The following is a 21,335-nucleotide window of genomic DNA, read 5'->3' on the forward strand; positions in this document are numbered from 1 at the left end:
AAAAATGGTGTTAAAGTCAATTTTATTTCGAAAGCTCTATAAAAATCAGACGAAGGAAGTGTGTTATCAATGAGAGTGCATTTTGTTATTCATGAAGCCTATGAAGCGCCGGGAGCCTATCTCGCTTGGGCGGCCCTGCGAGGACATGAGGTGTCCTTGACCAAGGTTTATCGGTATGAGCCTCTTCCTGAGTCGGCAGCTGACTTTGATATGCTGATTGTTATGGGAGGACCGCAGAGTCCGCATACGACCAAGGCAGAATGTCCCTATTTTGATGCCGCTGCCGAAATTGCTTTGCTCCAGTCGGCCATGGCAGCTGATAAGATTATCATCGGTGTCTGTCTGGGAGCGCAGCTATTGGGCGAAGCCTATGGAGCAACAGTAGAACACAGTCCTGAAAAAGAAATTGGAAACTTTCCGATTAGCCTGACTGATGCGGGATTGGCTGATGTGCGCTTGAAAGCCTTTGGAAAGGGTCTGACAGTAGGCCATTGGCACGGGGACATGCTTGGACTAAATGAGACAGCGCAAGTCTTGGCTGTCAGCCAAGGCTGTCCAAGACAGATTGTCAAATATAGCGACAAGCACTATGGTTTCCAATGTCACTTGGAATTCACTCAAGACCTGGTTGCTAATCTGTTAGCGCAGGCAGCTGATTTTGACCGGACGGTTCAGCATCATAAATATGTTCAGCAAGCAAAGCTCATTCAAGGATTTGACTATAGGGAAATGAATGAGAAACTTTTCTCATTTCTGGATAGTTTCAATGCTTAAGTCAGATAAAACTTATATTGGTAGACTGCTGGCTGCCTTTGTTCTGACCAGTTTGCTGACAGGGCTAGGCGGTATATTGTTGCATGAGCTGCAAGAGCTGGTGGAAAAACTAGCTTTTGGACGAGGGGAAGCTTCCTCGCAGTTGCTGCTCTTTGGACATGTTTCCACTGAACGGCGATTCTTAGCTGTTTTTGCTGCGGGAATCCTTTCGGCCTTGATTTGGTACTTGATACAAAGGAAAAATCGGCAGATTATTTCGGTCAGATCTCAGGTTTCACTGGATAAAAAAGCCAGTTATCGCCCAATCCTGTGGATACACCTCTGCAATATTTTCTTGCAGATCGCTTCTGTTGCGGCAGGTTCTCCCATCGGCAAGGAAGGCGCGCCTCGTGAACTGGGTGCTTTGACGGCGGGACGGATTTCAGATTATTTCCATCTGCCTTTGTCCGACCGTAAACTCTTGATTGCCTGCGGAGCGGCAGCAGGACTGGCGGCAGTTTACCAGGTTCCCTTTGCCAGTGTTTTCTTCGTCTTTGAGACCTTGGCTGTTGGCTTTTCCTTTCGCAATGGCCTGCTCGCTCTTCTTTCAACGGTTTTAGCGGCAGCAGTTGCCCAAGTAGTCATTCCTGATCTTCCCCTTTATAGGACAGGACAGCTGACCACCAACTGCTCTACGCTTTTACTGGCTATTGCAGTTGGAGCGGTGGTCGGGCCTCTGGCCAAAGGTTTTCGTCAGCTGACCAGCTGGGCACAGTCTCATAAAACCAAAGACAGTGCTATCCTCTGGCAGCTGCCTTTGAGCTTTCTCCTCTTGGCAGCGATTGCTCTTATCTTTCCTGAGCTTTTGGGAAATGGCGGAGCTTTGGCAGAAAAGCTTTTTGCTGGCATGCCGCTGATTCAGGCTCTAATCATTTTGCCTATCAAAGCCTTCCTGGTCTTACTGGTCTTAAGAACAGGAGCCTACGGCGGTACCCTGACACCATCCTTTTCAATGGGTGCTGTCTGTGCTTTCATCTTGGTTTCAGGACTGCATCTCATCTTTCCGGTCCTATCAATGACAGCAGCTCTGCTATTGGGCGCAGCTGTATTTTTAGCAACCACCATGAAAGCTCCCCTAACTGCTGTTGGATTAGTTATCTCTTTTACAGGACAGTCTTATCCGTCCTACTTACCGTTTTTATTGGCAGTTGCAGCTGCCTATGTCGTCAATACTTATTTATTTAATCACCCAAAAAAGCAAAAGTGACAGTCGGTGTTGATCGCAAGTGAATACGGGCTAAGGACTTTTTGTCACCTAATACCTATTAAAAAAAGAGAACAGGTTCATTTGATTGCGACCTGAGCGGAAAGCGCAGGTCTCTTGCCTCCACTACAAATACAAAAGAAAGGAAAGGGCAGCTGGCTTGTATTTATTTAGACTAAATACAAGCCAAGGACTGGAACAGACAGATAAATCACCGGCGAAAATTAAAATTTTCGAGCGATTTCCTATCGTGTCTGTGTCCTTTTAAGACCCTTTATATTTTGATTATGTCAATCCACATTGGTGCCCAGGAAGGGCAAATTGCTGATAAAATCTTACTGCCAGGCGATCCCCTGCGTGCTAAATTTATTGCTGAAAACTTTTTAGAGGATGCCCAGTGTTTTAACAATGTCCGCGGTATGCTGGGCTATACCGGCACTTACAAGGGAGAGCGTGTCTCAGTCATGGGGACAGGAATGGGCATGCCATCCATCTCTATCTATGCCAACGAGCTGATTACATCTTATGGCGTAAAAAAACTGATTCGTGTCGGAACTGCCGGCTCGCTCAACAAAGATGTTCATGTCCGTGAATTGGTTTTGGCTCAGGCAGCCGGGACCACATCCAGCATGATAAAAAATGAATGGCCCCAGTATGATTTTCCGCAGATTGCAGATTTCGGACTTCTGGACAAAGCCTATCATATTGCTAGGGACATGAAGTTGACAACCCATGTCGGCAGTGTTCTGTCAATCGATGCCTTTTACTCTGATTTTGCGGAGAATAATATCAAATTGGGGCAAATGGGTGTGAAGGCTGTTGAGATGGAAGCAGCAGCGCTCTATTATCTTGCAGCCAAGCACGGTGTTCAGGCGCTGGGTATCATGACCATTTCAGACAGTCTGGTGGCAGACGAAGACACGACTGCCCAAGAACGTGAAACAACCTTCACCGATATGATGAAGGTAGGCTTAGAAACATTGATTGCTTAAAATGACTGATAATTGAGCCAAAAAATCATTGATTTTTGGTTCAATCACCTCAATTACTATGATTATGTTTCAGTTTATGGTATCATTAACGTCATATTTGGTTGTCTGAGGTGCTGAAATCTTGCTTTATCTCATCGCACTCTTTCCTAGACATAATCAGTAAGCTGGTGCATTGCATAGAAATAGGGCGTTGAGAAACTATCAGGTCAATCGGCTGTTCCTCTCATTTATAAATAAGACGAAAGGCTTCAATACTTAGATATGAAAAAATATCTTCTGACATTTTTGATTTCAATGGTTCCCATTGTTGAATTGCGCGGTGCCGTTCCTTTTGGTGTAGCTTATAACCTGCCAGTTTGGCAGGCCATTATGATTGGGGTAATTGGCAATATACTTCCGGTTCCTATCATTTTTTTCTTTGCTCGCCGAGTCCTTGAGCTGGGAGTTGATAAGCCAGTCATTGGAAGCTTTTTTAACTGGTGCCTTAAAAAAGGGCATAGCGGTGGTCAGAAGTTAGTTGAGAGTGCTGGTTCTAAAGGGCTTTATTTTGCCCTCTTCTTTTTCGTAGGGATTCCTCTCCCAGGAACTGGTGTTTGGACGGGAACGCTTGCTGCCTCAATTTTAGACCTTAAGTTTAAAAACAGCATTATTACAGTTGTGTCCGGGGGAATCCTAGCTGGATTTATCATGGGATTTGGTTCAGTCTTTATCAAGGGATTAATCTAATGTATACTAGCCTGACCTGATGAAAGGTCAGACTTTTTATACTGATAAAAATGTTTTATGCAGGATTATAACAGCGTCAGAAAAGGAGTGGAACAGATGGCTGCTAATGAAAGAATTGCTTTCCCTGTAAAGCCTGAGTATCTGGAAGATTCTTCACGCTTGAGGCGTGGCCGTGCGACAAAAGCAAGCAGCAAAGGGAGTGCTCATGACTTTCCAGAAGCTTATGTTGAAACTGAAAGAGAGGGTCAGATCTCGTCAGAAGCAACAGAAACCCTAGACATTCTTTTGAATGTTTATGCCTATCACCACGCTTATCAGATTGTAAAGGCCGGACGGGAGTTTTCCGATGATGTTATTTTTCTTTTGGAGCTGCTGAAAGAGAGGCGGGAACTCAATGTCGATTTTCTTTTTGAAAATCACGCGCGTCTGAAAGAGCTGGAAAGTACCTATCAGATTTCCTTGCTGGATAATGCCTACGAAGAAGAATTGCTGGCAAATTATATCATGGATCTGGAAGCAAAGCTGCGCAATGATAATATTATTGACTTTGTCAGGAGTGTCAGTCCGATTTTATACCGGCTCTTCATGCGTTTGCTGACCAGTCAGGTGCCAGATATTGATGCTTATATCTATGATGCCAAAAATGACCAGTATGACGTTTGGAAATTCGACAAGATGCACCGCTCTTCAAATCCCTTTGTTCAGCGTTTTGTTGCTAAAGGCAGAGACAGCAAGGTGACGTCTAAAAGCTTGGTTGACTTTATTGAGCTGACCGATCTGCCTGAAGAAATCAAAGCTTCCGTTTTACTGTTGCGGGACTTTGAAAAATCAGCCCGCAACCCCCTGGCTCACCTCATCAAACCTTTTGATGAAGAGGAGCTTCACCGAACGACCGGCTTTTCTTCCAAAACGTTTTTAGAGAAGATTATTGACTTGGCTATCTTCTCAGGAGTTATTTATGACAGTGACGTCTTTTATTTCGACAAGGTCAATGCTCTAATCAAACATCTCTATTGACAGCCCGCTGCAGCTGTTCTAACACAGCTAAAATAAAAAGAGCCGTTAGGCTCTTTCAGAGTGTAGACAAATACATTTTTCAATGCAAACATGCTTTGAAGCTCTTCAAATATCAATTCAATGGCTTTGGTTTGCGAGCGAAGCGAGCCTTAATCCGAGACTTTCCACCGTGATAAAAGTGGCAGAAACCCCATTGTTTCTGCCACTCGGAAGATTTGAGACCTTAGGCTCAAATCTTAGGCATGGAATTCCGAAGGAAGTCGCTGCCGTCCGCATCACCTAAGGAAAGTCTCATAAAAGACTTTGTCTTCAAGTTGAAAAGAGCCTAACGGCTCTTTTTCTTAATTAAACTTAACTTCTTCAAGCAGGTAGTCGATGAATTTTTCGCCCATTTTGGAGAGATTGGCTTTTTCGTGTTTGAGATAGATGATATCAATCTCATCGTCAACGTCAAGAGGGATGGAAACAATGTTGTCTCCATTTAGATTGCTGTTTAAGATACCGGTGGCGATAGTATAGCCATCCAGACCGATCATAAGATTAAAGAGTGTTGCCCGGTCGGACACGACAATGGATTTTTTGTGGGAAATCTGAGACATGATTTCTTCCGAAAAATAAAAGGAATTATGGATTCCCTGATCGTAGCTGAGATAAGGGAAGTCTTCCAAGTCACTCATGGAAACCATTTTTCGGTCGGCCAGAGGATTGGATTTGCTGACAAAGATATGAGGGTGTGCCTTGAACAGATTGGTGTAGGTCAAATGATTGTCATCAAACATCTTTGTCAAGACGTCATGATTATAGCTGTTTAAAAAGAGCACGCCGATTTCAGAACGAAAATTTTTGACATCGTCAATGATTTCGTAGGTTCTGGTTTCGCGCAAAAAGAGCTCATAGCGGGTCATGTCAGTTTCCTTGAGCAGACTGACAAAGGCATTGACGACAAAGGCGTAGTGCTGGGCAGAAACGCTGAAGAGCTCGCGCGTGTGCCCCTGACTCTTATAGCGCTCTTCAAGCAGAGCAGTCTGCTCGACCACCTGACGGGCGTAAGAAAGAAATTCGACACCGTCCTTGGTCAGAGTGATGCCTTTAGGATTGCGAATAAAGATTTCAATGCCCATTTCACGCTCTAAGTCGCGGACAGCATTGGACAGCGACGGCTGGGTGATAAACAGCTGTTTGGCAGCCTCGTTCATGCTGCCGGTTTCTACGATTTTTATAATGTAATGTAATTGTTGGATACGCATATGCTTATTGTAACACAAATCAGGCCGTTAATAAATACAGCTTGCTGATAGGCGGATTTTTGCCCACAGTTCATCATTGCAAAGGAGCCTTTGAAATGTTATAATGAACAGGTTAATATTACCTATCAAATCATTAAAGTTTGGGAGAAGGAAAGCATGGTTAGTCGCTCAAATAGAAGTCATCAGAGTCATCATACAGGAAATCACAAAAAGCTAAGTATTATCAATGGTATTCTCTTAGTTCTTTTTACGGTCCTGTCTGCTGTGACTCTCTTTTTTGTTTTTGCCTATGATTTCTTGGCCTTTAGAGGTCTAAATGTAATAGCAGCAGTGGTTCTGATTGCCATCGTTTTGCTGTCGCTGGTGCTGATTCTAAAAAAACGTGCCAGCAAGTTCACCTTTATTCTTCTCTTGCTGGGAAGCTTAGCAGCCTCAGGCGCATTGTACTTCCTGAAGTCAGCCATTGATATGTCTGACAGGATGAATCAAACAGCCTCTTATTCAGAAGTTAAAATGAGTGTTGTGGTGCCTAAAGACAGCTCCGTGTCCAAGGTTGCTGATTTGAAGAGCGTTTTAGCGCCAACTGGCAATGACGGGACCAATATTGCCTCTCTTATCAGTAAAATTCAAACTGACGAAGGTGTTAATTTAACAACAGAAGCGACTGATTCTTATCAGAGCGCCTATCAAAGCCTGCAGCAGGATTCCGGCAAGGCCATGGTGCTGAACAGCGCCTACAATGAACTGCTGTCACAAACTGATGAAAACTATAGGGATAAGCTGAAGACGATTTACAGCTATACCATTAAACAAAAGGTATCTTCAGCCAAAAAGAAAGCCAATCGGGATGTCTTTAACCTCTATATCAGCGGTATTGACAGCTACGGGTCTATCTCATCGGTTTCACGTTCAGATGTTAATATCATCATGACGGTTAACCGCAAGACCAACAAGATTCTTTTGACAACAACGCCGCGCGACTCCTATGTTCCGATTGCTGATGGCGGCAATAACCAAAAGGACAAGCTGACTCACGCCGGTATCTATGGTATTGACTCATCTATCCATACCTTAGAAAATCTCTACGATATTGACATTGATTATTACGCACGGATTAACTTTACCTCCTTTATAACGCTGGTCGATTTGCTGGGCGGTATTGAAGTCTATAACGATCAAGCCTTTACCAGCCACATCGGTCACTATGATTTCCCAGTTGGAAAACTGAAGCTAAATTCTGAAAAAGCTCTGGCTTTTGTCCGTGAACGGTATTCACTGGAAGCCGGTGACAATGACCGCGGTAAAAATCAGGAAAAAGTCATTGCAGCTATTGTTGACAAACTGTCTTCTATGAAAGCTGTATCGAATTATAACAGCATTATCAAGGGACTTGGAAAATCTATCCAAACCAATATGTCCTTAAATACCATGATGTCGTTAGTCAACTCACAGCTGGAGTCCGGTTCAAAATACACTGTTAAGTCACAGGCGCTTACCGGCACAGGCTCAACTGGAGAACTGACGTCTTATGCCATGCCAAATGCCAGCCTTTATATGCTGTCTATTGATGAATCCAGCCTGACAAAGGCTAAAGATGCAATCAATGACACCATGGATGGAAACTAAACACTGCAACTTGAAGATAAATCTATTTTTTCTATACATATATGTTTTGAAGTTCTAAAAATGCCAATTTGAATGGTATCTATCTGCGAGCGGATCAAGCCCTAACTGAGACTTTCCGCCGTGATAAAAGTGCTAGAAACCCGAAGTTTCTGGCACTCGGAAGATTTGAGACCTTAGGCTCAAATCTTAGGTATGGAATTCCGAAGGAAGTCGCTACCGTCCGTATCACCTAAGGAAAGTCTCATAAAAAACTTTGTCTACAGTCTGAGCCGTTTCAAAGAATCGGCCAAACCATGATTCATGAAAAAGAAAAGATAGGAGGGGATTATTTGACTGAAAATGACCTTGAGGAGGTTCATCGGTTTTATTTATACGTCAAGCGTCTGTTAGACATCATTATCGGTCTGCTTGGCGCAGTTTTTCTCCTGCTTCCGGTTTCGGTGATTATTGCTGTTTTCTATCTGTTTGGCAGAGACAAGGGCGGTATCTTTTTTACTCAGGAAAGAATGGGCAAGGGGCGAAAGACTTTTAAAATCATAAAATTCCGCTCTATGGTTGTCAATGCTGAGGACGTTTTAAAAACAAACCCCGAACTCTATCAGCAGTACCTTGATAACAGCTATAAATTGCTGCCTCATGAAGATCCAAGACTGACCCGAATCGGCCATTTTATCCGGAAAACCAGTATTGATGAACTGCCGCAGTTTATCAACTTGATCAAGGGAGATATGAGTTTTATCGGCCCCAGACCTATTCTGGCTTCTGAATTAGAAGAATACACACCGAGTGAACAGGCAGAGCTTCTGTCTATTAAGCCGGGAGCAACGGGCTGGTGGCAGGTTTCCGGAAGAAGCGAAGTCTTGTACCCTGAGCGCTGCCAGCTGGAGCTCTATTACGTCAGAAACTTTTCTTTCAAATTAGATCTAAAAATTTTCTTTTTGACCATCAAGAAAGTTTTTACAGGCGAAGGAGCCCATTGAGCAGCAGCCTCAGGCTCATATACATAAACTAAACTATCCGTAAATTGGAGTATGATATACAGTGAACCGTTATAATTCCGTCAGATTTAATTTCGTAATGAACTTTATTCTGACCATTTCAAATTTTATTTTTCCTCTGATAACTTTTCCGTATGCGTCCAGAGTGCTGCAGGCTCAGGGGGTCGGAACGGTGTCATTTGCGACTTCAATCATTACTTACTTCACCATGGTCGGGATGATGGGGATTCCTACTTACGGTATCAGAGCCTGCGCTAAGATTCGAAATGATCAGTCCAAGTTAAGAAAAACAGTTCAGGAAATTTTTCTGCTCAATTCCGCTGTCATGCTGCTGGCCTTGATCGGCTTAGCTGTTTCAGTGTTCATGGTTCCAAAACTTTCCCAGGAAAAAACACTTTACCTGATCATGTCTTCAACCCTGATCTTCAATGTTCTGGGAGTGGAGTGGCTCTATAAGGCCTTGGAAAAATATTCCTACATTACAGTTCGGTCCATTCTTTTCAAATTTCTGTCGCTGATTTTACTCTTGCTTCTGGTCAAAAACAAAGAAGACTATGTCATTTACGGTGCCATAACAGTATTTGCAGGAGTAGGCTCCAACTTGATGAACTTCTTAAATTTAAGAAGACTGATTGACCTCAAACCCCTTAAAAACTTAGATTTAAAGCAGCATATCAAACCCTGTCTGACCTTTTTCCTTTTGACGGTGTCAACGACTATTTATCTCAATGTAGATACCACCTTACTCGGCTTTATTAAAGGAGACCATCAGGTGGGCTACTATACTGCCGCTGTCAAGATTAAGCAGATTCTGGTCAGTATTGTGACTTCACTGGGAACAGTTTTGCTGCCCCGTTTGTCCTTTTACCACGAGCAGGAGCGCCATGCTGAATTCAGAACGCTGGTTGAAAAAGCCCTCAGTTTTGTTTTCGTTCTGGCTGTGCCCCTGACTCTGTTCTTTATTCTTGACGCTAAGGAAAGCATTCTCTTTTTATCGGGAGACAATTTCCTGCCCGCTGTTCTTCCCATGCAGCTGATTATGCCGACGGTTATTTTTATCGGCATTTCCAATTTAATGGGCATACAGATTTTAGTGCCCATGCAAAAAGAAATGCTGGTGGTCGTCTCGACCATCATCGGAGCGGCAGCCGATGTTCTGATTAATATAATTACCATTCCTTTATTCGGCGCTGCTGGGGCAGCCTTTGCCGGAAGCATTGCAGAGCTGACAGTTGTTTTGGTTCAGCTGTATTTCTTACGTGATTTGATTGTGCCCATGCTCAAACGAATCGGCTTATGGAAAATCATATTAAGTACCTTGGCAGCGGTCTGTGCTACTTTGGTTTTAAAAGGCTTTTTGTCTGTGGGAACCTTCTTAACCCTTGCTGTGACAGCTCTTGTCTTTTTTGCTGTTTACGGTATGTTTTTGCTTATCACCAAAGAAAAGTTTACAATAGATACCCTTCAATCATTATTGCTGCGGTTTAAATAGGAGAATCACATGTCACATTACGATTACTTAGTAGTAGGAGCAGGTTTATTCGGTGCCGTTTTTGCTCATGAGGCAGCCCTTAAGGGCAAAAAAGTCAAGGTTATTGAAAAGCGCAGCCACATTGCCGGCAACATTTATACCAAGGAAGTGAACGGCATTCAGGTTCATGAATACGGTGCCCATATTTTCCACACATCCGATAAGGAAATTTGGGATTACATCAATCAGTTTGCAGAATTCAACCGCTACACCAACTCACCCATTGCCAATTACAAGGGAGAGATTTACAATCTTCCCTTCAACATGAATACCTTTAATAAGCTGTGGGGCGTGGTGACACCGCAGGAAGCCAAGGCTAAGATTGATGAGCAGCGCGCCGTTTTAGGCGGTAAGAAACCGGAAAATCTGGAAGAGCAGGCCATTTCTCTTGTTGGAACGGATATTTACGAGAAACTGATAAAGGATTATACCCAAAAGCAGTGGGGCAAGGCCTGCCGTGATCTGCCGGCCTTCATCATCCGCCGGCTGCCGGTCCGCCTGACCTATGATAATAATTATTTCAACGATACCTATCAAGGCATTCCTATCGGCGGTTACACGCAGATTGTTGAGAAAATGCTGGCTCATGATAATATTGATGTGGAAGTCGGTGTGGATTTCTTTGCGGATAAGGAAGGCTATCTGGCAGATTTTCCTAAGATTGTCTTTACCGGTATGATTGATCAGTTCTTTGATTATCAGCTGGGAGAGCTGGAATACCGCAGCCTTCGTTTTGAGACAGAGACACTGGATACGGACAATTATCAGGGTAATGCAGTGGTCAACTACACTGACAGTGAAACACCTTATACACGGATTATTGAGCACAAGCATTTTGAATTTGGCACTCAGGAAAAAACAATTATTACCAAAGAGTATTCCAAGACTTGGCAAAAAGGTGACGAGCCCTATTATCCTGTCAATAATGATCGCAACAACCATCTTTATAATGCTTATAAAGCCATGGCTGATAAGGAAAGTAAGGTTATCTTCGGCGGCCGTTTAGGGCAGTATCGCTACTATGACATGCATCAGGTGATTGCAGCAGCCCTTCAATGTGTCAGAAAAGAAGTAAAGTAGAGGATTAGCGTGAAAGATATTAAATTAATTGTGGCAACACACAAGCAATTTAAGATGCCCAAGGATCAAACTCTCTACCTTCCCCTGCATGTCGGCAGAGAAGGAAAGGAAGATCTGGGTTATACAGGGGACAATACCGGCGACAATATTTCGCGCTTAAATCCCTATTACTGTGAACTGACCGGCCTTTACTGGGCATGGAAAAATCTGGACTGCGACTATCTGGGTTTAGTCCATTACAGGCGCTATTTCACCAAAAAGAAACAAGCCTACAAAGAAGATATCAAGATTGATGATGTTATTCTGTCACAGGCTGATGCCGAAAAGCTTCTTGATACAGCCGATGTCATCGTTCCCAAAAAGCGAAAGTACTATATCGAAACCCTTTATTCCCACTATGCTCATACTCATGATGCTAAACATTTGGATGTGACCAGAGAGATAATGGCAGGGCTGTATCCTGAGTATCTCCCAGCTTTTGACAGCGTCATGAAGCAGCGCAGCGGTTATATGTTCAATATGTTTATCATGAAAAAAGAGCTGGCCGATGCTTACTGTGAGTGGCTCTTTGCTCTGATTGACAAGCTTTATGAGCGCCTTGATCTGACAGGCTATTCAAGTTTTGATGCGCGCCTGTTCGGCCGTGTCAGCGAACGCCTTTTCAATGTGTGGCTGGCCCAGCAAAAAGAACTTACCATCAAAGAAGTTCCTTTTATGTATATGGAAAAAATCAATCTTTTCCAAAAAGGCAAGGCCTTCTTAGCCGCTAAATTTTTAGGAAAGAAATACGGGAAGAGTTTTTAGGAGAGGAGAAGAAGCTGATGATGCTCTTTTTAATAATACTGATAGCATCAGTATCCCTGGCAGTCAATTTCAAAATATCAAATAAAGACTTCATGAATCCGGCTGTGATTTTTTCATTAATATTTTTAGCACAAGCTGTCATGTGTGTTCTCGCGCTCACTTATATGCGGCTGACCTTTCATATCGAAACGGTTCTTATTTTAACGGTCGCCTTTGCCATCTTTACGCTGTTTAATTTTTATTATTCTTCAAAAAAACAAACAGCTGCTAAGATATCATTAAAAAAGAGCGAGCTGACCTATATCAATCTGCCGACACTGGTTTCCGTCTTTTTCATCGGCCTGCTCTTAGTTGTCATCTTTCTCAAGTATCAGCACCTGACCCAGCTGGCAAATGCGTTAGATCACTCAGATTACTCCCTGTCGCAAAAGATTTCATTATTCGATGATATATCTAAATTTCGCTCGGACTATTATCGCGAATTAGGAATTATACCGCCGCGCTATTATAATATTTTTAAAACAATATCCTTTTCTTTTGGTTATGTCACTTTATTTGTAGCGATTAATAATTTTATAGCTTGTAAAAAAATAAAAATTGAACAGATTATAACGCTTCTTTTGATGTGTATTGCTATTTATCTTGCAGGGAGCAGATCGCCGATTTTACGCATGGTAACATTTGCTGTCTGTGTTTATTATATTTTGTATCTTAAAAAAGATTCAAGCATTGGTATCAAAAAACAATTGCTTCAGCGATTGCTGATTGTTGGTATTGTCACTGTTGTTTTGTCTTTAGTGACCATAGGCATTTTTGGGCGTTCAAGCAGTTATAATCTGTTTCACTATTTATTTATTTACACAGGTGCTCCGCTTTATAATTTAGATGTTTTTATTCAAACCTATGCTTTACCGATACCGCAGGAATATTTTGGACAGCAGACCTTTTCAACATTATATAATTATGTATTTGCCAAAATTGGCAAAAGCGACAGTATTTATACTCTGGATATTCCATTTGTCAGATACAGTGTTAAATACGGTCTTGGAAATGTCTACACAACTTTTTATCAATTTATTTATGATTTTGGTCTATTTTTCTGGGTACCTGTTTTTACAATCATTCCGTGGTACTATTCTAAATTTTATGATAAAATCGTCAATCATCCGGTTCCTCATTCTGTAATTGATTTTAGATTGTTTATTTATGCCTATCTGTTTAATGACCTGTGCATGCTGTTCTTTTCTAACCGTTTTTATGAAGCAGTTTTAAACGTTACAAATTTAGAGATCTTTATTATTGCCTATCTATTAAGTTCTCTCATTTTCACGAGATCCTTAGGAATTGGAAAGTACAAATTACAGTTTTAAATAAACGAATTTCTATCGGTATATTACTGGTAAATATGAAAAAATTTAGGAGTACAGAGTGCAAAAATTATTAACCATATCCATTGCGGCTTATAATGTTGAAGATTATATTGAAGAAACACTGGATTCATTAGTAGCTTCCAAATACTGTGACCGTTTGGAAATTTTTGTTGTTGATGATGGCGGTCAGGACGATACTTTAACGATTGCTAAAGAGTATCAAAAACGTTATCCCAATAGTGTTTTTCCTGTTCATAAAGAAAATGGCGGTTACGGGACAACTGTTAATTACAGTATGGAACACGCCACAGGGAAATACTTTAAATTATTAGATGGTGATGATTGGTTTGATACGGATAGTTTAGATCAGCTCATTGAATTATTGGAACACAGTCAAACAGATGTGTTGGTGACACCCTTTAATTGGGGACCGACTGTAAATGAAGTACAAAAGAAAACTTTAACAGCCTACCCAAAAGAACCAACTTTATTTTCTCATCTTAAGAGCTACCAAACAATCAGTATGTGGAGTCTGTGCTATCGAACCGATATCTTGCGGCAAGCTTCTTTTGAATTGCCGGGCAGAACCCTATATACCGATATTTTGTATGCAACCATTCCTTTTGCTTACATCAAAACTATCCAATATATCGATTTGCCAGTATATGGCTATCGGGTAGGGCGTGATGGTCAAAGTGTCAGCCGCGCATCAAGGATTAAAAATGTGGAGATGATGCTGGGAATCAGTGAACGGCTGGCTCAGTTTTATGCTAATAAGAAAACGAATGAGAATGCGCCTTATCTTTTGCATCGAGCAACATCAGCTTACCTGCAGGGGGTTAAAACCCTATTTCTCTTAGATGTCACTGCAGAAACCAAACAGCGTCTGAAAACCTTCGATCAAACCATTCACTCAGCTTCTTCTGAAGTGTATGAAGGAATTTTGGCCTTAGGCAAACTGGGTAAATTTTTAAAATTAGTTCGCATGACAAACTACCAAGCTTATTACTTATTAAAAATTTTATACCCTAAAGGATTTCCTAATTGGATTTAGTAAGGGACTAATGCATGACAGATACGACATTACGACATTTGCAATTGGCAGAAATTGAAATTTTTAAAGTATTTCAAGCCATCTGTGAAGCTCATCAGTTAAGTTACTTTATTATCGGGGGAACGCTGATTGGCGCTGTACGCCATGGCGGTTTTATTCCCTGGGATGATGACATTGATGTAGCTATGCCGCGTGAAGATTATGAAAAGTTTATTGGCATTTTTAAGAAACAAAATGTTCAGCCAATCGATATAGCCTATTATAAAGATAATCCTGAGCTATACTTTTATCCTGTTCGTTTGGTCAATACCCAAGTTCAGATTACTGACCCCAGAACGAACCAATCTGCTCCGGTCTGGATGGACATTTTACCTATTGACGGCTTGCCAAATCAGACTATGAAGCGAAGATTTTTTAAACTGAAGATGGACAGCTACAGACTGGCACTTGGTCTGCATTATATTGATCAGTTGCGTGATACCAAAAGAGATTGGAAACAACGTTTAGCGATTACCTTTGGTAAAGCAACTAAAATTGGTAAGCTTTTTAATCCCACCAAGGTAAAAAATCGCTTAGATGCCACTTTAAAGTCACATACAGTTGAGCAGTGCGATGTGATTGGTACTTGTATGGGGGCTTACTACTTTAAAGAATTTGTACCGAAGGATTATTTTGGTTCAGGCACGACCATTGCATTTGAAGGTATGCAGGTAAGGGCACCTGAACAAATTGATGCCTATTTAACTCATATGTATGGTGACTATATGCAATTGCCGCCAGAACATGAACAATTGGCACAGCATATTAACGTGAAAACAGAAATAGGAGAGCAGTGATTATGAAGAAGGTAATTACTTATGGAACATTTGATTTGCTGTATTACGGTCATATCGAATTATTGCGAAGAGCCAGCAAGTTAGGAGACTGTCTGATTGTTGCCTTATCAACAGATGAATTTAACTCACGTGAGAAAAATAAGAAAACCTATTTTTCTTATGAGGAACGTAAAAAAATGTTAGAAGCGATTCGTTATGTTGACAAGGTAATTCCTGAAGAAAATTGGGAACAAAAACGTACAGATGTAGTAGATTTTGACATTGATGTATTTGTCATTGGTAATGACTGGACTGGGCATTTTGATGATTTAAAAGATTTGTGCGAAGTAGTTTATTTGGAAAGAACACCAGATATTTCTACCAGCCAAATCAAGGAGGATCTCCATGACAAAAAAACTAACGCTTAGGGAGATTCAGCTGTTAGAGTTGGATATGATGAAAGCTGTTGTGGAATTTTGCGATCGTCATCAATTAACCTACGTTTTGTGCGGCGGTACTCTATTAGGGGCTGTCCGTCATCAGGGATTTATTCCTTGGGATGATGATATTGATCTGCTGATGCCAAGAGAAGACTACGAAAAATTTTTGGCTCTGCATGATATCTTTGAAAAAGAGTTCCCTTTTACAGTAGCCAGCAACCGTCTTAATAATTTAAAAAGACCATATTGTCGAATCCTGAATAAACAAACTATCTGTAATCGGCAATTTATTGATGATACGGAAGAAAACTTCCTATGGATTGATATTTTCCCTTTAGATGGCTTGCCTAGTGATAAACAAAAAGTGCAGTCTTATTTGAATCAAATGGGGAGATTAAACAAACTTTTAGTCATTGCACTGTCTAGAACAGGCGAAGGTAAGTCTAGGATTAAAAAATTAGTTAAGCCAGTAGTTAAAAGTTTGTTGAATGCAGTGGGCGTAAAACGTTTGGTTAATCATACAGATAAAGTGTGTCAGCGCTATGCCATTGTTGACAGTGATTTTGTTGGTGAGAATATTATGGCTAGAAAAGCGCAAGAAATGATGCCTAAGGAAGCTTTCTTAACAACTGTTAATGTTGACTTTGAAGGTCTGACAGTTAAAGCTCCTTCAAACTGGGATTATTATTTAGAAAAAAAATATGGCAATTATATGGAATTGCCGCCGGAAAGCGAACAAGTTAACCATACGGCAGATATTTATTTGGTAGAGGACTAATAAATATCTGCCGTATTTTCGAAAAAGCCATCGCCATGCTGTCAAACAGGCACATTCAAAGCAGCTTAAAGAACATTATTTACCTAGAAAACTCTGTCCAGTCTGTTAATGACATTCACCGTGTGTTTGCCACCGACTTGACGACTTCCTTTAAAACAGTGTTTAAATGGGATGTTTAAAAGAAAAATGCCATTTAAAAACGAATAATTAGATGTCTAATAATAATATGACAAAACAATAAATTAAGTGTATAATACATGTAGTATATCTATTATTAGATATATGTAATGATGCAGAGTATTTTATACAAATAATGCCATTAATAAGTGTGTGTATGTTTTATTATTTATCTTAGTATTTTCCAATGTTAGGAGAAAAGATGGAGGTAGTTGGTTGGTATGGAACAACTAAGTATGCCAAGAATAAAATAGAAAAAGAAGGTTTTAGGTATGTTAAATATAAACCAGGTATCAGTCAACAACGATATCTCAATGATTTAGGAAACGGTATTTATTTCTTTCTACCATTTAATAATGACACAGGAGAAAAAATTGCATTAGTCTATGTTACTTCTTACAAGGATAGAATCTTGCAGAAGAAGCAGACATCTCCTGCTTTACTAAAATGTTTATTGACTTTAAACGATTCTCAAATTCTGGATTTAGATGATAAGAAAATTCGATTACTTATAGAAGAATTTGCCAAGAAATTTAAAGACGTTTTAGATAAAGAATTAGATTCAATTGCTGATAGTGGAGCTAAAAATAGGGCTTTGAAGCAAAAACAAAATTTTGGATTAATTATAGAATTATTTATCCAACTAGTTGAAACATATCGTCAAGATACAAAGTATCAAGCTGTTATATCAACTACTTATACGGATTTGCCACAGCTTCCTAGAATTGATGGTAAAAACGGTAAAGAAATTTGTATTAGGAAGTCAGATACCATAACGATAATAAACTAGGAGGTAATGACATATGAGCTTATTATCAGAATTTTTAGGCACTGAAGAATATTCAATAAAGGAATTACCTTTATTCAAAGAGTTAATTGAAAACATTAAACGTGATGACTTATTTGAATATTCAACTGCTGTTAAAAAAGTGGAAATATTCTTTGATGATAATAGTAAGGTAAATATAGTTAACAATAGTTTATCAGGTTTAATTAATGATAAACAAGTTGAAGACAATTCTAAGTCATCGTACTTTTATAAAGGTTTAACAAATTCTGACTTTTATAAAAATGGGATAGGAGCTGCATAATGTCATCTTTGAGATTTGAAAATTATTTTTTAAGAGAATTATCTTATAAGAAAAATGATCAATTTAATCATAAGAAAACTAAAACTATTGATTTAACACCAGAATTATTAGCTAACATATTGGTAGATAAAAAAGAGAATAAAGGTGTGGTAAATTTAAAAACAGTCCAAGGAAGTCTGGATAATGAGAACTCTGCTTTTGAAGTGGTTGTTGATATTGTTGGGATTTTTCACTTTAAAAATGACCCAAGTGAATATGATATTAAATTTGAAGAGTTTCTGAAGGAAAATGCTTTAGCAATACTTTGGTCTTATATACGACCTATGGTTTCAGACCTAATTACTAGGGGCAATGAATTTCCTAATTTTATTCTACCAGTCATTAACGTAAGAAAAATCCTGGAAGAAAATGACTCTATTAAAATTGAATATATTAGTGAATAAAGGTTATCTTTACTAGGACGCTTTTTATAATTGGCTAAATTATAGAGCTATTATAGATAAATCATTGTGTAATTTTGATAGAATTGATATAATGCAATTAAGATGACAATCCCCCCACTTCCTTATGGACAGATACGTTCTGACGTGGGGCTTTTTTTATGAAATTAAGGAGGTTAGATGGAAGAAGCAATAGTGCTCTCTTGGAAAGAACAATTTGACATCCGTCTGATTTCAAGCTATAATGAGAAAAATTGAATAACCTTTAATGTGGTCCAGAGAGGCTGTCAAGGGAGAATGCGTTGAAGAGGCAGAAATAGGGTCTGCCTGATTTTTGTGTAACCTTGCCTTGCCGGCGAGGTTTTTTGTTAGAAAGGTGCTTATGATTTTAAAGGAAGACATGACAGTGGTCGCTCAGCGAAAACTTGCTCCTGATATTTTTGAAATGGTACTAACCGGTGAGATGGTCAGTGAGATGCGAGCCGGTCAGTTTTTGCATTTGCGGGTGCCGGACAGCAGTAAGCTTTTGCGGCGGCCGATTTCCATATCTGAGATTGATCAGCCAAAAAAAGAGGTCACCATTGTTTACCGGATTGAAGGTGAGGGGACGGCTGTTTTCGCGCAGCTGAAGACCAGTGATGCGGTTGACTGTCTGGGGCCTCAGGGCAATGGTTTTGACCTATCCGTTATTGAAGCCGGGCAAACCGCTCTGCTGATCGGCGGCGGCATTGGGGTTCCCCCTCTGGTTGAGACCGCCAAGCAGCTGCATGACAAGGGTGTTGCAGTGACTTCGGTGATTGGCTTTGCCAATAAAGACGCTGTCATTTTGGAAGAAAAGCTGCGCCGCTATGGCGATGTTATCGTAACAACAGATGATGGTTCTTATGGTATTCACGGATATGTTTCCACGGTGATTAATGGTTTTGACACGGTTGCTGACGCGGTTTATGCCTGCGGGGCACCGGGTATGCTCAGATATGTAGATAGCAAATTTGAAGATCATCCGCATGCTTATTTATCAACAGAGTCACGCATGGCCTGCGGTATGGGGGCTTGTTACGCCTGTGTTGTCCACCTTAAAGGTCAGGAAGATTCGAGAAATCTGCGTGTGTGTGAAGATGGTCCGGTTTTTAAAACTGGTCAGATTATTTTAGATTAGGAGGAGCCCGTGACAAATAGACTTGCTGTTAAGCTACCGGGATTAGAGCTGAAAAATCCGATTATTCCGGCCTCCGGCTGTTTTGGCTTTGGTCAGGAGTATGCCAAATATTATGATTTGAATCGGCTCGGCTCTGTCATGATTAAAGCGACAACTCAGCACCCGCGCTTTGGCAATCCGACACCGCGTGTGGCGGAGACACCGTCAGGCATGCTCAATGCCATCGGTTTGCAAAATCCAGGTGTGGATGCTGTCATGGCTGAAAAACTGCCTTGGCTGGCTGAACATTATCCGGAACTGCCTATTATTGCCAACGTTGCCGGTTTTTCAAATGCTGAGTATGCCCATGTGTCTGAGAAAATCTCGCAGGCGCCAAATGTAGCTGCTATTGAACTCAATATTTCCTGCCCCAATGTTGACCACGGCAATCATGGTTTGCTGATTGGGCAGGTGCCAGAATTGGCCTACGCTGCGGTCAAGGCTGCGGTTGAGGTTTCGCAAGTGCCGGTTTATGTCAAATTGACACCGAGCGTGGCGGATATTACTCAGGTTGCCAAGGCTGCAGAAGAAGCTGGGGCAGCCGGCTTTACCATGATTAATACTTTGGTGGGCATGCGTTTTGATTTGAAAACCAGAAAACCGATTATTGCCAACGGAACTGGCGGTATGAGCGGTCCGGCTGTCTTTCCTGTGGCTCTTAAGTTGATTCGTCAAGTCGCTCAGTTCTCTGGTCTTCCCATCATTGGCATGGGCGGAGTGGATTCGGCCAAGGCTGCGCTGGAAATGATGATAGCCGGTGCTTCAGCTGTTGCTGTGGGAACAGCTAATTTTACCGATCCCTTTGCCTGTCCAACGATTATTGACAATCTGCCCAAAGTCATGGATAAGTACGGGATTTCAGATTTGGAAAGCCTTCGCCGTGAGGTGCGAGACAGCCTGCGGGCAGATTAGCTTCTGATATATCTGAGAGTTTGATCGGTTTTTGACTTTGCGGCTGAAAAAGGCTATAATAAAACAAAATTAAATAACCTTTAATTGAGTCCAGAGAGGCGAGAAAGGTTGCAGGCGAATAAAGGAGTCATTCTCCTTATAAAGGGGGTCGACCTCTGTTTTCGTGTAACCTTGCTCCTTTGGGCAGGGTTATTTTTGATTGCAGGGGTTAAAGAGAAGACTGTTTGAAGCCTTCGTTTAATCACTGCAATGTTATGCTAAGTAAAAGGAGAAAAAATGCGCGAAGAACGCCCCATTATTGCTTTGGATTTTCCATCATTTGAGCAGGTGAAATCATTTCTGGCTCTTTTTCCCGCTGAGGAAAAACTCTATGTCAAGATTGGTATGGAACTTTACTATGCAGCAGGTCCTGAGATTGTCCGCTATGTCAAGGACCTTGGCCACTCGGTTTTTCTGGATTTAAAACTGCACGATATTCCGAATACTGTCCGGTCGGCTATGGCTGTGCTGGCAAATTTAGGCGTCGATATGACCAATGTCCATGCGGCTGGCGGTGTTGAAATGATGGCAGCTGCGCGTGAAGGTCTGGGACAGGGTCCGAAACTGATTGCGGTCACCCAATTAACATCGACATCTGAGGAACAAATGCACAGCGATCAAAATATTCAGACGAGCTTAGCAGAATCCGTGGCGCATTATGCGCGAAAAACGGCAGAAGCTGGTCTTGACGGTGTCGTCTGCTCGGCGCATGAAGTTCAGACGATTAAGGCGGCAACGGCAAAAGATTTCATCTGCCTGACGCCGGGAATTCGTCCAGCCGGCTCCGCTATTGGCGACCAGAAGCGTGTTATGACACCGAATGACGCGCGTGCGATTGGGTCAGACTATATCGTTGTTGGCCGTCCGGTTACGCAGGCCCAAGACCCTGTTGAAGCTTATCGGGCCATTAAGGCAGAATGGACTGGCTGATAAAGTGCTGTTCATAAGTCTTGAAAGAACTAGCTTAACTAACCTATTTTTAA

General features: G+C 41.3%; 22 protein-coding genes and 1 pseudogene. 22 read left to right on the top strand and 1 reads right to left on the bottom strand.

What is annotated here, in order from left to right:
- The first annotated feature begins 69 nt into the window (after positions 1-69).
- The 5 genes from BMI76_RS07240 (at position 70) to BMI76_RS07260 (ending at position 4,752) form a co-directional block, all read left to right on the top strand.
- Positions 70-774: a GMP synthase gene (locus tag BMI76_RS07240; protein ID WP_075346915.1), complete on the top strand. Its 705-nt coding sequence runs from the start codon at positions 70-72 to the stop codon at positions 772-774.
- Positions 767-2,020, top strand: coding sequence for a chloride channel protein (locus BMI76_RS07245; protein WP_142355062.1), 1,254 nt, complete (start codon positions 767-769; stop codon positions 2,018-2,020). Before BMI76_RS07240 ends, BMI76_RS07245 begins: the two co-directional genes overlap by 8 nt.
- A 284-nt stretch (positions 2,021-2,304) precedes the next feature.
- The gene (gene deoD / locus BMI76_RS07250; protein ID WP_075346917.1) at positions 2,305-3,009 is read left to right on the top strand and encodes a purine-nucleoside phosphorylase; all 705 of its coding nucleotides are present in this window, start codon (positions 2,305-2,307) and stop codon (positions 3,007-3,009) included.
- Positions 3,010-3,270: 261 nt separating this feature from the next.
- Positions 3,271-3,735 (top strand): small multi-drug export protein, encoded by a 465-nt coding sequence (locus BMI76_RS07255; protein ID WP_075346918.1) that lies wholly within the window; start codon positions 3,271-3,273, stop codon positions 3,733-3,735.
- Positions 3,736-3,831: 96 nt separating this feature from the next.
- Positions 3,832-4,752: a LytR family transcriptional regulator gene (locus BMI76_RS07260; protein ID WP_257615257.1), complete on the top strand. Its 921-nt coding sequence runs from the start codon at positions 3,832-3,834 to the stop codon at positions 4,750-4,752.
- A gap of 341 nt (positions 4,753-5,093) precedes the next feature.
- On the opposite strand, the gene BMI76_RS07265 is transcribed toward BMI76_RS07260, so the two are convergent.
- Positions 5,094-5,999, bottom strand: a complete 906-nt coding sequence (locus tag BMI76_RS07265) for a LysR family transcriptional regulator (protein ID WP_075346919.1) — start codon at positions 5,997-5,999, stop codon at positions 5,094-5,096.
- 156 nt (positions 6,000-6,155) lie between these two features.
- Between BMI76_RS07265 and BMI76_RS07270 the strand changes: the two genes are divergently transcribed.
- The 17 genes and pseudogenes from BMI76_RS07270 to pyrF all read left to right on the top strand — a co-directional run bounded on the left by BMI76_RS07270 (position 6,156) and on the right by pyrF (position 21,282).
- Positions 6,156-7,625: an LCP family protein gene (locus BMI76_RS07270; protein ID WP_075346920.1), complete on the top strand. Its 1,470-nt coding sequence runs from the start codon at positions 6,156-6,158 to the stop codon at positions 7,623-7,625.
- Between the two features lie 293 nt (positions 7,626-7,918).
- The gene (locus BMI76_RS07275) at positions 7,919-8,605 is read left to right on the top strand and encodes a sugar transferase (RefSeq protein ID WP_075346921.1); all 687 of its coding nucleotides are present in this window, start codon (positions 7,919-7,921) and stop codon (positions 8,603-8,605) included.
- A 97-nt stretch (positions 8,606-8,702) separates the two neighbouring features.
- A complete protein-coding gene (locus tag BMI76_RS07280; protein ID WP_075346960.1) occupies positions 8,703-10,115 on the top strand; it encodes a flippase in 1,413 nt (470 codons plus the stop codon).
- A 9-nt stretch (positions 10,116-10,124) separates the two neighbouring features.
- Positions 10,125-11,234, top strand: a complete 1,110-nt coding sequence (glf, locus tag BMI76_RS07285; protein ID WP_075346922.1) for a UDP-galactopyranose mutase — start codon at positions 10,125-10,127, stop codon at positions 11,232-11,234.
- A 9-nt stretch (positions 11,235-11,243) separates the two neighbouring features.
- On the top strand, positions 11,244-12,038 hold the full coding sequence (locus tag BMI76_RS07290; RefSeq protein ID WP_075346923.1) for a DUF4422 domain-containing protein: 795 nt from the start codon (positions 11,244-11,246) through the stop codon (positions 12,036-12,038).
- Between the two features lie 17 nt (positions 12,039-12,055).
- Positions 12,056-13,408 carry an O-antigen polymerase gene (locus tag BMI76_RS07295; RefSeq protein WP_075346924.1) on the top strand — a complete coding sequence of 451 codons (1,353 nt, stop codon included), beginning with the start codon at positions 12,056-12,058 and terminating at the stop codon, positions 13,406-13,408.
- A 58-nt stretch (positions 13,409-13,466) separates the two neighbouring features.
- Entirely contained in the window at positions 13,467-14,462 is a 996-nt protein-coding gene (locus tag BMI76_RS07300; protein WP_075346925.1) for a glycosyltransferase family 2 protein, read from the top strand.
- A 14-nt stretch (positions 14,463-14,476) separates the two neighbouring features.
- Positions 14,477-15,298 carry a phosphorylcholine transferase LicD gene (locus BMI76_RS07305; RefSeq protein ID WP_075346926.1) on the top strand — a complete coding sequence of 274 codons (822 nt, stop codon included), beginning with the start codon at positions 14,477-14,479 and terminating at the stop codon, positions 15,296-15,298.
- 2 nt (positions 15,299-15,300) lie between these two features.
- Positions 15,301-15,705 (top strand): glycerol-3-phosphate cytidylyltransferase, encoded by a 405-nt coding sequence (tagD, locus tag BMI76_RS07310; protein WP_075346927.1) that lies wholly within the window; start codon positions 15,301-15,303, stop codon positions 15,703-15,705.
- A complete protein-coding gene (locus BMI76_RS07315; protein WP_075346928.1) occupies positions 15,683-16,495 on the top strand; it encodes a phosphorylcholine transferase LicD in 813 nt (270 codons plus the stop codon). Before tagD ends, BMI76_RS07315 begins: the two co-directional genes overlap by 23 nt.
- Before the next feature lie 17 nt (positions 16,496-16,512).
- Positions 16,513-16,674 (top strand): annotated as a pseudogene (locus BMI76_RS10945) (ribitol-5-phosphate dehydrogenase); the annotation flags it as partial.
- A 200-nt stretch (positions 16,675-16,874) separates the two neighbouring features.
- Positions 16,875-17,462: a hypothetical protein gene (locus BMI76_RS07320; protein WP_075346929.1), complete on the top strand. Its 588-nt coding sequence runs from the start codon at positions 16,875-16,877 to the stop codon at positions 17,460-17,462.
- Positions 17,463-17,475: 13 nt separating this feature from the next.
- Positions 17,476-17,763, top strand: coding sequence for a hypothetical protein (locus BMI76_RS07325; protein WP_075346930.1), 288 nt, complete (start codon positions 17,476-17,478; stop codon positions 17,761-17,763).
- Positions 17,763-18,206, top strand: coding sequence for a protein-export chaperone SecB (locus tag BMI76_RS07330; RefSeq protein WP_075346931.1), 444 nt, complete (start codon positions 17,763-17,765; stop codon positions 18,204-18,206). Before BMI76_RS07325 ends, BMI76_RS07330 begins: the two co-directional genes overlap by 1 nt.
- Positions 18,207-18,585: 379 nt before the next feature.
- Positions 18,586-19,362 carry a dihydroorotate dehydrogenase electron transfer subunit gene (locus BMI76_RS07335; protein WP_075346932.1) on the top strand — a complete coding sequence of 259 codons (777 nt, stop codon included), beginning with the start codon at positions 18,586-18,588 and terminating at the stop codon, positions 19,360-19,362.
- Positions 19,363-19,371: 9 nt separating this feature from the next.
- Positions 19,372-20,313 carry a dihydroorotate dehydrogenase gene (locus BMI76_RS07340; RefSeq protein WP_075346933.1) on the top strand — a complete coding sequence of 314 codons (942 nt, stop codon included), beginning with the start codon at positions 19,372-19,374 and terminating at the stop codon, positions 20,311-20,313.
- Positions 20,314-20,589: 276 nt separating this feature from the next.
- Positions 20,590-21,282, top strand: a complete 693-nt coding sequence (pyrF, locus tag BMI76_RS07345) for an orotidine-5'-phosphate decarboxylase (protein WP_075346934.1) — start codon at positions 20,590-20,592, stop codon at positions 21,280-21,282.
- The last annotated feature ends 53 nt before the right edge of the window (positions 21,283-21,335 follow it).

The organism is Streptococcus sp. 'caviae' (assembly GCF_001937065.1).
In the GTDB taxonomy this organism is placed as follows: domain Bacteria; phylum Bacillota; class Bacilli; order Lactobacillales; family Streptococcaceae; genus Streptococcus.

Coding starts and splice junctions, on each gene's coding strand:
- BMI76_RS07280 (WP_075346960.1), top strand. CDS start 8,703: ATGAACTTTATTCTGACCATTTCAAATTTTATTTTTCCTCTGATAACT.
- BMI76_RS07270 (WP_075346920.1), top strand. CDS start 6,156: ATGGTTAGTCGCTCAAATAGAAGTCATCAGAGTCATCATACAGGAAAT.
- BMI76_RS07245 (WP_142355062.1), top strand. CDS start 767: ATGCTTAAGTCAGATAAAACTTATATTGGTAGACTGCTGGCTGCCTTT.
- pyrF (WP_075346934.1), top strand. CDS start 20,590: ATGCGCGAAGAACGCCCCATTATTGCTTTGGATTTTCCATCATTTGAG.
- BMI76_RS07260 (WP_257615257.1), top strand. CDS start 3,832: ATGGCTGCTAATGAAAGAATTGCTTTCCCTGTAAAGCCTGAGTATCTG.
- BMI76_RS07315 (WP_075346928.1), top strand. CDS start 15,683: ATGACAAAAAAACTAACGCTTAGGGAGATTCAGCTGTTAGAGTTGGAT.
- BMI76_RS07330 (WP_075346931.1), top strand. CDS start 17,763: ATGTCATCTTTGAGATTTGAAAATTATTTTTTAAGAGAATTATCTTAT.
- BMI76_RS07320 (WP_075346929.1), top strand. CDS start 16,875: ATGGAGGTAGTTGGTTGGTATGGAACAACTAAGTATGCCAAGAATAAA.
- BMI76_RS07305 (WP_075346926.1), top strand. CDS start 14,477: ATGACAGATACGACATTACGACATTTGCAATTGGCAGAAATTGAAATT.
- BMI76_RS07240 (WP_075346915.1), top strand. CDS start 70: ATGAGAGTGCATTTTGTTATTCATGAAGCCTATGAAGCGCCGGGAGCC.
- BMI76_RS07265 (WP_075346919.1), bottom strand. CDS start 5,999: ATGCGTATCCAACAATTACATTACATTATAAAAATCGTAGAAACCGGC.
- BMI76_RS07335 (WP_075346932.1), top strand. CDS start 18,586: ATGATTTTAAAGGAAGACATGACAGTGGTCGCTCAGCGAAAACTTGCT.
- BMI76_RS07275 (WP_075346921.1), top strand. CDS start 7,919: ATGATTCATGAAAAAGAAAAGATAGGAGGGGATTATTTGACTGAAAAT.
- BMI76_RS07255 (WP_075346918.1), top strand. CDS start 3,271: ATGAAAAAATATCTTCTGACATTTTTGATTTCAATGGTTCCCATTGTT.
- glf (WP_075346922.1), top strand. CDS start 10,125: ATGTCACATTACGATTACTTAGTAGTAGGAGCAGGTTTATTCGGTGCC.
- BMI76_RS07325 (WP_075346930.1), top strand. CDS start 17,476: ATGAGCTTATTATCAGAATTTTTAGGCACTGAAGAATATTCAATAAAG.
- tagD (WP_075346927.1), top strand. CDS start 15,301: ATGAAGAAGGTAATTACTTATGGAACATTTGATTTGCTGTATTACGGT.
- deoD (WP_075346917.1), top strand. CDS start 2,305: ATGTCAATCCACATTGGTGCCCAGGAAGGGCAAATTGCTGATAAAATC.
- BMI76_RS07295 (WP_075346924.1), top strand. CDS start 12,056: ATGATGCTCTTTTTAATAATACTGATAGCATCAGTATCCCTGGCAGTC.